The organism is Amphritea sp. HPY (assembly GCF_050870985.1).
Taxonomy (GTDB): Bacteria; Pseudomonadota; Gammaproteobacteria; order Pseudomonadales; family Balneatricaceae; genus Amphritea.
The window spans coordinates 4,641,436-4,654,368 of sequence record NZ_CP194015.1 but is presented as its reverse complement, the minus strand read 5'-3'; the positions used below and the strand labels follow the sequence as shown (position 1 = coordinate 4,654,368).

The window sequence follows — 12,933 nt, the reverse complement described above, 5'->3', positions numbered from 1 at the left end:
CCAACTGACCAAATACAAGGTTTCAGTCGTTTTTTGTGCTGTCCTGATCAGGCATATCACTGTCGATCCGGCGTGGTAACATCACCTGCACTGCCAGCCCACCAAGCCTCTCTGACGTATCGAGAAAGAACTTTCCCTGATACTGACGGACGATCTCGGCAATAATACTCATCCCCAGCCCGTGACCGGTGGTCGACTCATCCAGCCGTTCGCCACGACTCATCAATCGCTCCCGGTCGGCTTCAGAGATACCCGGACCATCGTCTTCTACGATCACTTCAAGGCAGTGCTCATCCATATTTGCAGTAACACTGATCTGTCCCTTCGCCCACTTACTGGCGTTATCCAACAGATTACCCATCAGCTCAACCAGATCATCACGTTCGCCGGGGAAATAGCTTTTCGCAGAAACATTTACATTGAAGCGTAGCGCCTTTTCACGATAGATCGCTTTCAGAGTTCGGGTCAGCTTTGCCAACTCATCTTCGATATAAATACGCTGACCAGGCAACGCTGCTCCAGCAATCCGGGCCCGTGTCAGCTCACGCTCGATCATCTCTCGCAGCCTTATTGACTGCTCCTGAATATCTTTACCCTGGGGAATATCTGACTCCAGTAGAGTGTCGACATGGCGATCAATGACGGTCAGGGGAGTTTTTGCCGCATGGGCCAGATTGCCCACCGCATTGCGTGAACGCTGCAAGCGCAGCTCCATGTTCTGAACCAGATAATTGATCTCAGTAACCAGGGGCTCAACCTCGGCAGTCGTCACCGAAGAGAGTTGCCGGATATCTCCCGCCTTAAGTCTGGAGATGTCATGTTTCACATCTTTAAGCGAGCTGAGTCCGCGCCGGATAATCCAGATCTGCAATATCAGTAAAATCAGTACCGCGGCAACGCCCAAAGCAGCAATGAGCCAGCCCAGCTGAATAAGGGAAGATTCGATACGACTTACGTCTTCGGCCAGCACAACATGAATTTCACGCCCCTGTTTCATGAAGCGCTTGGAATATACCAGCCAGGGTGCATCGTTCTGAGTGACTAACTGAACATCTTCCTGGCCAACATCCTGACCTTCATCATGGGGGATTTTTCCGTCCCAGAGGGAGCGGGAAAAGAACCACTTATCATCCACCGCAACCTGAAAATAGTGACCAGACATCGGCTGCTGATAAACCGACGAAGTGTTATCGACATTCACCCGCCAGCCCTGACCGATATCCATTTCAACCGCGCGTAATACGGTGTAGGCATCACTGGACAGCCGGGTCGATACAAACTCGTACGCCATCTGCCGCAAAAACCAGCTCTGGCCAAGCCAGAACAGTGCGAACAGCAACAACGTGACAACAACAAAACTGAAATTTAGCCGGGTCTGGATCGATCTCAACGGGGGGCTCCGAATACATACCCCTGCCCACGCTTGGTTCTAATCAGTTCATGACCGATCTTCTTGCGGATCATTTTGATATAGGCCTCAACCACATTACTGTCGTTTTCGGCACCATCATCATACATATGTTCGACCAGCTGCAGTTTGGACAGCACCCGACCGGGGTTATGCATCATATAGCGCAACAAACGATACTCAGTACCGGTCAGGGCGACCTCCTGGTTATCTTTAATGACGGACTGGGTATTTTCATCCAGCGTCAGCCCGGAGGTCTCCAGCTGTGATGATATCTGTTGGTTAGCTCTGCGCAGCAACGCGGTCATGCGAGCCAGCAGCTCTTCGGTATGAAAGGGTTTAGGCAGATAGTCATCCGCGCCGGCGTCAAAACCATCGACCCGCTCCTGCCAGGCACTGCGGGCGGTCAATACTAATACCGGGATATTGTTCTTTATCGCCCGCCAGTGCCTCAGCACCTCAAGTCCGGGTTTGTCCGGCAGTCCCAGATCGAGCACCACCAGATCATAGATATCTTCTTTGCCCATTATCTCGGCGTCGATACCGTTAACCGCAAGATCGACAGCATAACCATTTCTGGCCAGCGAAGTTTTCAGCTCAGGTCCCAGAGCAGGATCATCTTCAACCAACAAAATACGCATTACTCAGCCCCCTTTTGACTGACTCAGCTGCTCCTCAGCAATTGGGTGATGGCTCAATGCTCCACTACGAGCATCAACATATAGCATTGTCACCATACCGTCTTTACCTGCGATCTCCATTTCATAGGTATACACATTCCCTAGTTGCAATAACCGGGTGTCGATAATACGGCCATCTGAAAGCCCTTTTACCAGCTCCATCAACTCAATCATAGAGAGGATCTCGCCCTGCTCGACTAATACCCGACAGGCGTCATAGTCCAGAGTATTCATTGTGATGTCTTCAGCCTGCACATTGCTATTCACAAGCATGGCAGCTAAAAAAATAGCAGCAAATACTCTTTTCATATCAATACCTTGTTCTTTTGTGATTATCAACTTGGATTTGGCAGATCCATTGCCAATACGCTACCGCCTGTAGCCTGGGAAAAGCTGCTCGAACAGATCCTCTTCCGGTGCACGGTTTAATAGTGCATCTTCCGTTTTTATCAGTCTGCCATTTCGAGCATTAATATAGAATAGTCGAATCTCTCCATCTGACTCGGCTATCTCCATCTCATAGATATATTTATCTGCCACTTTCAAGAGCATCATATCAATCATCCGACCCAATCGGAGCTGGTGTACACGCTCGGATAACTCAGCGATAGATAAAATCTCTTTTTCTTCGACCAACAAACGACAGGACTCATAATCAAGCCGCTCGACCCCTGCGCTATGGACATAGCCAACACTTGATAACATCAATACAAGTGCCGTCACCAGTCCATAAATACATTTCATAAACAGATCCCTGATCTATAAAACCACCCCGCTACAAATTAAAATCATATGCAGCTTAATAATGGTTATAACTCAGGCTAACAGGCAAATCTGAAATGTAGCTGAAAACAATGGGATACAAAAGGGCTCAGGCGTCGGTCAGCCAACAAAGAACACAACAATCTGCAGACAGCCAAGAGCCATAAGACCTGCCAGCAAGTCATCCAGCATAATCCCGAAGCCACCGGCCACTTTCTTATCGACCCAACCGATTGGCCAGGGCTTAACGATATCGAAGAAACGAAACAGGACAAAACCCAGCACTATCCATAACCAGCCAGCCGGGGCGGCAAACATAGTTACCCAATAGCCGACAAACTCATCCCAGACAATCCCTCCGTGATCGTGTACCCCCATATCCTCAGAGGTTTTACCGCACAGGTAGATGCCAAACAGAAACGTGGCGACTAGGACAAGGGCATACCAGGTCAGGTCTAACGGTTGTAACAGCAGGTAGAAAGGAATTGCAGCCAGGGTTCCCACGGTTCCCGGCGCTTTTGGCGCTGCACCACTACCCAGGCCAAAGGCCAGAAAGTGGATCGGATTTCGCCATACGGATGCGGGCGCTCGGTTCATAGCTCAGAGGTCCTTGCTAATTAGCAGTAGCAGTGCGGAAGTGGTTATATCCCTTGGCGTCAGCCGGTGTCAGCTTACCATCTTCGGCGAGCAGAATACCGGAATCCGATGTTATCTGACCGATACAAGTCACCGCAACCGGATGATCACGTAACACCCAGGCTAACTTCTGTTCCAGTAACGCCGGCACAGTAAAACAAAGCTCGAAATCTTCACCGCCATTCAGCGCCCATTCGCGGGATTTTTTATTACCCGCCCAGGCATGCAGAGATTGGGATATCGGCAGTTCTGCGACATTTAACGTCGCGCCGACGTTGCTTTGTTGCAGAATATGCCCGAGATCAGCCAGCAAACCGTCCGAAATATCGATCGCAGCTGTCGCAAACTCATTGATCAACTGCCCGGTGGTAAGGCGCGGTTCCGGCTGGTAAAAGCGTTGTCGCAGGTAATTACAGCTATGCTTCGGTTTGGATTTCTGCAGCAAGGTTTCTAAACCACCTCTGGAATCACCGAGAGTGCCGCTAACGAAGATCCTGTCACCGGCTTGAGCACCACTACGCAGCAACGCCTTACCGGGACGGGTCCAGCCATGCACCTGTACACTCAGGGTAAGATGCCCCCGGGTGGTATCTCCTCCAACCAGCGCCACGCCATGCTGCTTAGCCATTTCAGCTAAAGCACGGGCAAAGGGTGCCATCCATTGGGGATCGGATTCAGGCAAGGTCAGAGCCAGGGTAAAGAACCCAGGCTCTGCCCCCATCGCCGCCAGATCACTCAGGGCGGCCCCCAGCAAGCGAGTAGCAACATGCTCAGGAGCAGTTCCCGGCAGAAAATGAACACCTTCCACCAGGGTATCGATAGAGATCACCAGTTCCCGCTCGACCGGCGGCGCTATTACCGCGCAATCATCGCCAACACCGAGTCGTACGGAACCGCTTGAATCATTACCCAAAGCACTGAAATAGTGCCGGATAAGCTCAAATTCACCTACTGACATGCTGCACCAGTGATCAGGAGTTACTTGCCACGCTTGGCATTGATCTCAGTCATTCGTACCCGGGCAGCCAACTTATCCAGCACACCGTTAACATACTTATGACTTTCTGTAGCACCAAACACTTTGGCCAACTCAACACTTTCATTGATGACCACTTTGTAAGGCACGACGATACGATGCACCAGCTCAAAACTGCCAATTCGCAGTACCGCAAGCTCAATCGGATCAAGATCGTTCAGCGCACGGTCCAGGAACGGTTCGAAAGACCGGTCCAGATCGCCGGCATTCGCAGGCACACCGTGTAACAACTCGCTGAACAGCGCCAGGTCAGTACCTGACATATCGTTGTCCATACGGAACTGCAGTTCGATATCGGTAACGCTGTTACCTGAGATCTGCCATTGGTACAGGGCCTGTAGCGCAAAACTACGAGCCGCACGACGCATCTCGGTCAGAGAAGGTTTCTTCTGCTTTTTCGGCGCAGGACTATCGCTCATCGACCTTAAACCTCAAGCTGGCGCAGCAAGCTAACCATTTCCAGCGCGGACAGGGCTGCTTCAGCACCCTTGTTACCCGCTTTAGTGCCGGAACGCTCAATAGCCTGCTCGATAGAGTTAACTGTCAGGATACCGTTAGCTACCGGCACGTTATGCTCCAGGGAAACCTGAGCTACACCTTTAGAGCTCTCACCTGAGACATATTCAAAATGCGGTGTACCACCACGAATCACGGCACCCAGCGCGATGATCGCATCGTCTTTCTTCTGTTGCGCTACTTTCTGCACTGCCAGTGGAATCTCAAACGCGCCTGGCACCCGGATTACACGGATCTTGTCCGCTGCAACACCATGACGCTTCAACGTATCGATAGCACCTTCCAGCAGGCTCTCAACAACAAAGCTATTAAACCGACCCACTACGATCGCGTACTGACCATTACCGGTCAGAAAATCACCTTCAATATACTGAACTGACATATTCTTTACTCTTCACATGCAACATAGTCTACGATCTCCAGATCAAAACCTGAGATCGCATTGAATTTCATTGGTGAGCTCAGCACTCGCATTTTGCCCACCCCTAAATCACGCAGAATCTGCGAACCGGTACCTACCGTCAGGTAAGAACCGGATGAACTGATATTATGCTGACGGATCTTCTTCTCGGTATTCAGCATCTGATTCAGGGCATCCCCCAGATCAACACGCTCACCGGTATCCAGTAACAACACAACACCTTTACCTTCTTCGGCAATCTTTTGCAGTGCCCGACGCATAGTCCATTTAAGTTCTTCGGTCTGAGCAACACCTACAACATCACGCAGCACTTCGGTGCGCAGATGTACACGAACCATAGTAGGCTCTTCTTCGCTGATATCACCCAGAGACATCGCCAGGTGAGTACAGCCCTGAATCTCATCCAGGTAAGTCGTAAAATTGAAGTCGCCAAACTCTGTTTCCAGCGTACCTTCACTCTCACGAATCACAGTATGCTCGTTGGTAGTACGATAATGGATCAGGTCAGCGATGGTTCCGATCTTGAGATCATGCTTCTGAGCAAACTCTTCCAGATCAGGGCGACGGGCCATAGTACCATCTTCATTCATGATCTCGACAATCGCAGAAGCCGGAGTCAGACCAGCCAGACGCGCCAGATCACAACCCGCTTCGGTATGCCCTGCACGACTCAGCACACCACCTGGCTGCGCCATCAGCGGGAAAATATGACCCGGCTGTACAATATCATCAGGCTTGGCATCATGGCGTACGGCGGTACGTACGGTCAGCGCACGGTCGGCAGCAGAGATACCCGTGGTAACTCCTTCTGTCGCTTCGATAGACATGGTGAAGTTAGTGGAGAACTGAGCACCGTTACTTTGCACCATCAGCGGCAGGTTCAGCTGCTCGCAACGCTCCTGAGTCAGGGTCAGGCAGATCAGGCCGCGGGCATGGGTAGCCATGAAGTTAATGTCTTCAGCACGCACCATTTCGGCCGCGATAACCAGATCACCTTCATTCTCACGATCTTCATCATCCATCAGGATAACCATCTTACCCTGACGAATATCTTCAATAATTTCCTGCGGTGTATTCAGATCCATTAATCTAAAACCTCTGTAGCCGGATTAGCGGCGATTCAGGAAACCCGCAGCGGCCAGAGTCGTCATACTCACTCCCGCTGCCGGTTCCGTTTCATTTTGTTCGTTGTAGCTGATCAGTCGTTCCATATAACGAGCGATAATATCAACTTCCAGATGCACTTTGCGACCAGCCTGATAGCCGGCAATTATAGTTTCCTGCGCCGTATGAGGCACTATATTCAGATCAAACATATGCTTATCTACGGCATTAGCAGTAAGACTAACGCCATCTACCGTAATCGAGCCTTTCGCAGCGATATACCGGGCAATATTCTTTGGCGCACTGATTTTAAACCGTACCGAGCGAGCATCGTCTTCACGAGACAATACTTCACCCAGACCATCCACATGCCCAGTCACAATATGACCACCGAATCGAGTGGTCGGCAACATCGCTTTTTCCAGGTTCACTCTCTCGCCCGCGACAAGATCAGGAAAACGCGTATGAACCAGCGTTTCACAGGAGACATCGGCCCAGAAACCGTCACCCGGCAGGTCTACAGCAGTTAAACAAACGCCATTGACAGCAATGCTATCGCCCAGCTTTACATCGCTCAGATCCAGATCACCGGTGCGTATATAAAGGCGCAGATCGCCCTGCACCTGTTCTGCTGCAGCAATAGTACCTATCGCTTCAATTATTCCGGTAAACACTACTGGCTATCCTCCGCCCGCTCCAGCGTTAATCTAATATCCTGCCCCAGCACACGGCTATCGGTCAGTTTTAACTCAACTTGTTGATTCATAGTATCCAGCGGCAACAGGAACATAGGCCGCGCACTGCTACCCAGCAACTTCATCGCCTGATAGATCACCAACTGATCCACTAACCCGGCTTCAACAAATGCCCCCGCCAGGGTAGCGCCGGTTTCCACCAGCACCTCATTGCAGCCACGCTGCGTCAGGGTGTGCAACACTTTCTGCAGATCAATACCGCCCTGACCTGCTTTAATCTGCAACCACTCAACAGTTTCATGCCTGGCGATAAACGCTGGCGCTTCGGCACAACTAAAAATCAGAGTCTGGCCCGGAAGATTCAGCATCTTAGCGTTTTCCGGCATTCTTCCGGAACTGTCCAGAACCACCCGCAGGGGCTGCCGCTTAACGATCTCTTCAGCATTTTCCAGACCCAATTGTTCAGCGCGTAAAGTCAGCGCCGAATCATCCTGAATAATTGAGCCAATGCCGCTGATTATCGCCGAACTCCTGGCCCGCAAACGCTGCACATCCTGACGTGCCTGCGGACCTGTAATCCACTGACTCTCACCGGATGCCATCGCGGTGCGCCCATCCAAACTGGTTGCCATTTTGATACGCACATATGGCAAGCCGCTTTCCATACGTTTAATAAAGCCCGGATTCAGTTCCCGCGCCTGTGCTTCAAGTAAACCGCTGCGTACCTTTATACCTGATTGCTCAAGTCTGGCGATGCCATTCCCCGACACTTGCGGATTGGGATCGACCATGCCGATAATAACTTCAGCAACCCCGGCATCAATCAAAGCATCGGCACAGGGTGGTGTCTTGCCGAAGTGACTGCAAGGCTCCAGCGTCACGTAGGCGGTACAACCCTGGGCTTTTTCACCAGCAGCACGCAGCGCATTAACTTCAGCGTGCCCTTCGCCCGCCTTTTGATGAAAGCCTTCGGCAATTATTGCACTGTCTTTTACCAGTACGCATCCTACTCTTGGATTAGGCTCAGTGGTATATAGCCCATTCCAGGCTATCTGAATGGCCCTGGCCATAAAGCGGTGGTCTGCTTCACTCCAGTCACAGCTAACGTCGCTTTGCATCATATTCAGATCAGCCGCCGTTGCCATTCGCGTCTTTTAATTCAGACAGACGCTCAATCTCTTCTTTAAATTCGTTAATGTCCTGAAAACTGCGGTATACCGATGCAAAGCGAACATAGGCAACCTCATCCAGCTTACGCAGTTCACGCATCACCTCTTCACCAACCGAACGGGATGGTAACTCACGTTCACCGGTGGCGCGCAGACGATGCTTTATACGGCTGATACAAGCTTCTATCTCTTCCACACCAACCGGACGTTTCTCCAGCGCTCGCTGAATACCGGCACGGAGCTTGTCTTCATCATAAGGTTGGCGGGTGCCGTCAGCCTTGATCAGGCGAGGCATAAGCAGCTCAGCTGCTTCATAGGTAGTAAAACGTTCGTGACAGGTGATACATTCGCGGCGGCGCCTGATCTGCTGGCCCTCGGCCACCAGACGGGAATCCACGACCTTGGTTTCGTGGGCACCACAGAATGGACAATACATGCATCAACCTCAAAGAGCGTAGGTCAGAACGTCTGACCAGTTAAAAAGTTCGTTTTTAAAAACAACGATCTATCAAACAATCAGGGCGCTAAAAGCGCCCTGATAAAAGAATCAAACCGAGAGCCTGGGCCCTCGGAGGTCCTATTGTAACGGTTTACTTGTAAACCGGGAAGCGAGCGCAGATATCTAGTACGTTCTGCTTCACTTTGTCACTCACTGCCTGATCTTCGATGTTATCCAGAACATCACAGATCCAGTGTGTCAGCTGCTCCGCTTCGGCTTCTTTGAAACCACGACGGGTAATCGCAGGGCTGCCGATACGCAGACCGGAAGTAACAAACGGTGAACGTGGATCATTCGGTACAGAGTTTTTATTCACAGTAATATTAGCGCGACCCAGAGCGGCATCAGCGTCTTTACCTGTGTACTCTTTATCGATCAGATCAACCAGGAACAGGTGATCATCAGTACCGTCAGAAACGATCTTGATACCACGTTCCATGAATATTTTAGCCATCGCCTGAGCATTCTTAACAACCTGGCCCTGATAGGCTTTCCAGTCATCCTGCAGCGCTTCTTTGAAACATACCGCTTTAGCAGCGATTACGTGCATCAGAGGGCCGCCCTGAGATTCAGGGAATACCGCAAAATTCAGTTTCTTCTGTAAATCTTCGTCAGCATTCGCAGACAGAATCAAACCACCACGAGGTCCACCCAGAGTTTTATGGGTCGTCGTGGTAACAACATCAGCAAATGGCAGCGGTGTCGGGTACTCACCCGCAGCAACCAGACCTGCAACATGAGCCATATCGACAAACAGGTAAGCACCTACTTTGTCGGCGATATCGCGGAAACGCTTCCAGTCAACAACACGAGAGTATGCAGAGAAGCCTGCAATGATCATTTTTGGCTTATGCTCAAGTGCCAGACGCTCTACTTCAGCGTAATCGATCTCACCTGTTTCAGCATTCAGACCGTACTGAATCGCATTGTAGATACGACCGGAAAAGCTTACTGCAGAACCGTGTGTCAGGTGCCCACCATGTGCCAGGCTCATTCCCAGAATTGTATCGCCGGGCTTGCAAAGAGCCATAAACACAGCAGCGTTAGCCTGGGAACCGGAATGCGGCTGAACATTTGCGTACGTTGCATCAAACAGCTCTTTGGCACGATCAATTGCCAGCTGTTCAACGACATCAACGTGCTCACAACCACCGTAGTAACGTTTGTTAGGATAACCTTCCGCGTACTTATTGGTCAGCTCAGAACCCTGCGCTTCCATAACCCGTGGGCTGGTGTAGTTTTCAGAAGCGATCAGCTCGATATGCTCTTCCTGACGTTTCGCCTCAGCCTGCATCGCAGTCCAAAGATCCTGATCAAAATCGGCAATAGTCATCTCTTTGCTAAACATTAGCGGTCCCCAAGATTTGAGATTATGCGTGGCCCGGATGTCGCCAGTGCAGTAGCGATAGCCGGGGCCTGGAAAAAGGCGCGTATTATAGTCGATTTATTATGTAAAACGCACATGAAATAGCGTCATTTGAAGCAGAATGCCGTTCATGCAGAAATAAGCACTGAAGAATTAGTTAATGTCACTCTCTCTTCGACAGATCCATCAATATTAAGTATTCCCGACCAGAAACCCTGCAGCAATAAAACCCCGCTGCAGCAGGGTCGCTGTTTACACCAGCCAATCAATCGATATCAATCGATACTGTAGAAGGCGGTAGTTGCTTCATTTTTGGCAAAGTCAGGCTCAGCACACCATTATCAAAGGCCGCTTTAACACCTGCCGGATCGACATCGGAACCAACACTCAACTGCCTTACAAATTTACCGTAATGCCGCTCCTGCCGGATCAGCTTGCCATCTTTCTCCTCTTTATCTTCTGTAGACGTTTCTGCACTGATCGACAGCACTCCGTTATCCAGGCTTATTTTGATGTCATCCTTGGCTATACCCGGCAGATCTACTTTTACAAGATATTGTCCATCTGCATCATGCACATCAATTGCAGGTACTCTGTCACCGCTATCACTACGCACACCCGGGCGAAAAAAATCATTGAAAAAAGTATCATCAAACAAACTATTAAATCGGGTCAGATTTTTCATAGTTATACCTCCCTATTTATATTCAGGCAGGCCCTTCACTACACAGACAAGGGTCACCCCTGCACAGGGGCACTCTAAGCTTAGAAGCCAATAATTAAGTTCTCCAATCGTATCTTTTGATCTATATCAAATGGCAATCAAGTCGCGGTACCGCTAAGATATGCAGCAATTTCGAGTTAACAGTTAAACAGGTCTTACAATGGCTCAGTTCGTTTACAGCATGAATCGGGTTGGCAAGGTTGTGCCACCCAAACGTGAAATCCTTAAAGATATCTCTCTATCCTTTTTTCCGGGTGCCAAAATCGGCGTTCTGGGCCTGAATGGTTCGGGTAAATCTACCCTGCTTAAAATCATGGCCGGACTGGATCAGGAGTACATCGGTGAAGCCCGCCCGATGCCCGGCATCAATGTCGGTTACCTGCCGCAGGAACCGATACTCGATGACAGTAAGACCGTACGCGAGATTGTTGAAGAGTCAGTTTCCGACGTTAAAGATGCACTGGCCGGCCTGGATGCAGTCTATGCCGCCTATGCCGAGCCAGATGCCGACTTTGACGAACTGGCGAAGCAGCAGGCCCGCTTTGAAAACCTGATCGCTGCGAAAGATGGTCATAACCTGGATACTATGCTGGAACGTGCCGCCGACGCGATGCGCCTGCCACCCTGGGATGCTGAAGTGAAGAACCTGTCCGGTGGTGAGCGACGCCGGGTTGCGCTGTGCCGCCTGCTTCTGGACAAGCCAGATATGCTACTGCTGGACGAGCCGACCAACCATCTGGATGCGGAATCAGTAGCCTGGATCGAGCGCTTCCTCAAGGAATACACCGGCACCGTAGTGGCAATCACCCACGACCGTTATTTCCTCGATAATGCTGCCGGCTGGATTCTGGAGCTGGACCGCGGTCGCGGTATCCCTTATGAAGGCAATTACTCTTCCTGGCTGGAGCAGAAAGAGCAACGCCTGGAACGGGAATCAAAACAGGAAGCGGCGCACAAGAAAGCTGTACACTCCGAGCTGGAATGGGTACGTCAGGGCCAGAAAGGTCGCCAGGCTAAATCCAAGGCACGCCTTAAACAGTTTGAGGAGATGAACTCCCGCGATTTCCAGACCCGTAACGAAACCTCAGAGATCTATATTCCGCCGGGACCACGTCTGGGCGAAAAAGTAATTGAGCTGAACAATGTCACTAAATCCTTCGGTGACAAGGTATTGTTTGAGAACCTGTCGCTGAACGTTCCGCAGGGCGCGATTGTCGGCATCATCGGCGGCAACGGTGCTGGTAAGTCCACCCTGTTCAAAATGATTAACGGCGAGGAACAGCCTGACTCCGGTACTATTGAACTGGGTGAAACGGTACAGCTGGCTTATGTCGACCAGAGCCGTAACCTGGAAGGCAGCAAAACCGTATGGGAAGAGATCTCAGACGGCCAGGACAACATTGTTGTTGGCAACTACAGCACCTCTTCCCGCGCATACTGTGGCCGCTTTAACTTCAAAGGCGCTGACCAGCAGAAGTTTGTTAAGGATCTGTCCGGCGGTGAGCGCAATCGCCTGCATATGGCCAAGCTGTTGAAAGAGGGCGGCAACGTATTACTGCTTGACGAGCCAACCAACGATCTGGACGTAGAAACTCTTCGAGCGCTGGAAGAAGCACTGCTGGCCTTCCCGGGTTGCGCCGTGGTTATCTCCCACGACCGCTGGTTCCTGGACCGTGTTTGTACCCACATGCTGGCGTACGAGGGTGATTCTAAGGTTGAGTTCTTTGAAGGTAACTATACCGAATACGCAGATGACTATAAGCGTCGCTACGGTAAAGACCATCAGCCGGAGCGGATTAAGTACAAGCGCATCGGCTAGCCCAGTGCACAACAATCAAAGCCGGCACAAGCCGGCTTTTTTTATTGTTGTTACTCACTCTGAGCAATCACATCAATCAAGCAAAGTCATGCTGTACT

The 12,933-nt window shown here is 50.8% G+C and carries 15 protein-coding genes; 1 reads left to right on the top strand and 14 read right to left on the bottom strand.

Annotated elements, in window-relative coordinates:
- Positions 1-22: 22 nt before the first annotated feature.
- The 14 genes from ACQUQM_RS20700 to ACQUQM_RS20635 form a co-directional block, all read right to left on the bottom strand.
- Complete coding sequence (locus tag ACQUQM_RS20700) at positions 23-1,390, bottom strand: sensor histidine kinase (RefSeq protein ID WP_432471766.1); 1,368 nt, start codon at positions 1,388-1,390, stop codon at positions 23-25.
- A complete protein-coding gene (locus ACQUQM_RS20695) occupies positions 1,387-2,049 on the bottom strand; it encodes a response regulator transcription factor (protein ID WP_432471765.1) in 663 nt (220 codons plus the stop codon). Before ACQUQM_RS20695 ends, ACQUQM_RS20700 begins: the two co-directional genes overlap by 4 nt.
- 3 nt (positions 2,050-2,052) lie before the next feature.
- Positions 2,053-2,397, bottom strand: coding sequence for a PepSY domain-containing protein (locus ACQUQM_RS20690; protein ID WP_432471764.1), 345 nt, complete (start codon positions 2,395-2,397; stop codon positions 2,053-2,055).
- 60 nt (positions 2,398-2,457) lie between these two features.
- Positions 2,458-2,832 carry a PepSY domain-containing protein gene (locus ACQUQM_RS20685; protein WP_432471763.1) on the bottom strand — a complete coding sequence of 125 codons (375 nt, stop codon included), beginning with the start codon at positions 2,830-2,832 and terminating at the stop codon, positions 2,458-2,460.
- 138 nt (positions 2,833-2,970) lie between these two features.
- Positions 2,971-3,447 carry a phosphatidylglycerophosphatase A family protein gene (locus ACQUQM_RS20680; protein WP_432471762.1) on the bottom strand — a complete coding sequence of 159 codons (477 nt, stop codon included), beginning with the start codon at positions 3,445-3,447 and terminating at the stop codon, positions 2,971-2,973.
- Positions 3,448-3,463: 16 nt separating this feature from the next.
- Positions 3,464-4,444 carry a thiamine-phosphate kinase gene (gene thiL / locus ACQUQM_RS20675; RefSeq protein WP_432471761.1) on the bottom strand — a complete coding sequence of 327 codons (981 nt, stop codon included), beginning with the start codon at positions 4,442-4,444 and terminating at the stop codon, positions 3,464-3,466.
- A gap of 20 nt (positions 4,445-4,464) precedes the next feature.
- Positions 4,465-4,941: a transcription antitermination factor NusB gene (gene nusB, locus ACQUQM_RS20670; protein WP_432471760.1), complete on the bottom strand. Its 477-nt coding sequence runs from the start codon at positions 4,939-4,941 to the stop codon at positions 4,465-4,467.
- A gap of 5 nt (positions 4,942-4,946) precedes the next feature.
- Positions 4,947-5,420: a 6,7-dimethyl-8-ribityllumazine synthase gene (ribH, locus tag ACQUQM_RS20665; protein WP_432471759.1), complete on the bottom strand. Its 474-nt coding sequence runs from the start codon at positions 5,418-5,420 to the stop codon at positions 4,947-4,949.
- Between the two features lie 5 nt (positions 5,421-5,425).
- Positions 5,426-6,544 (bottom strand): bifunctional 3,4-dihydroxy-2-butanone-4-phosphate synthase/GTP cyclohydrolase II, encoded by a 1,119-nt coding sequence (gene ribBA, locus ACQUQM_RS20660; protein ID WP_432471758.1) that lies wholly within the window; start codon positions 6,542-6,544, stop codon positions 5,426-5,428.
- Between the two features lie 24 nt (positions 6,545-6,568).
- Positions 6,569-7,237 carry a riboflavin synthase gene (locus ACQUQM_RS20655; RefSeq protein WP_432471757.1) on the bottom strand — a complete coding sequence of 223 codons (669 nt, stop codon included), beginning with the start codon at positions 7,235-7,237 and terminating at the stop codon, positions 6,569-6,571.
- A complete protein-coding gene (gene ribD / locus ACQUQM_RS20650; protein ID WP_432471756.1) occupies positions 7,237-8,403 on the bottom strand; it encodes a bifunctional diaminohydroxyphosphoribosylaminopyrimidine deaminase/5-amino-6-(5-phosphoribosylamino)uracil reductase RibD in 1,167 nt (388 codons plus the stop codon). The genes ACQUQM_RS20655 and ribD overlap by 1 nt, the downstream gene beginning before the upstream one ends.
- The gene (gene nrdR, locus ACQUQM_RS20645) at positions 8,387-8,863 is read right to left on the bottom strand and encodes a transcriptional regulator NrdR (protein WP_432471755.1); all 477 of its coding nucleotides are present in this window, start codon (positions 8,861-8,863) and stop codon (positions 8,387-8,389) included. The genes ribD and nrdR overlap by 17 nt, the downstream gene beginning before the upstream one ends.
- Positions 8,864-9,017: 154 nt before the next feature.
- The gene (gene glyA, locus ACQUQM_RS20640; protein WP_432471754.1) at positions 9,018-10,274 is read right to left on the bottom strand and encodes a serine hydroxymethyltransferase; all 1,257 of its coding nucleotides are present in this window, start codon (positions 10,272-10,274) and stop codon (positions 9,018-9,020) included.
- 283 nt (positions 10,275-10,557) lie between these two features.
- Entirely contained in the window at positions 10,558-10,977 is a 420-nt protein-coding gene (locus ACQUQM_RS20635) for an Hsp20/alpha crystallin family protein (protein ID WP_432471753.1), read from the bottom strand.
- Between the two features lie 199 nt (positions 10,978-11,176).
- Here ACQUQM_RS20635 and ettA point away from each other — a divergent pair, with 199 nt between their 5' ends.
- Entirely contained in the window at positions 11,177-12,835 is a 1,659-nt protein-coding gene (gene ettA / locus ACQUQM_RS20630) for an energy-dependent translational throttle protein EttA (RefSeq protein ID WP_432471752.1), read from the top strand.
- The last annotated feature ends 98 nt before the right edge of the window (positions 12,836-12,933 follow it).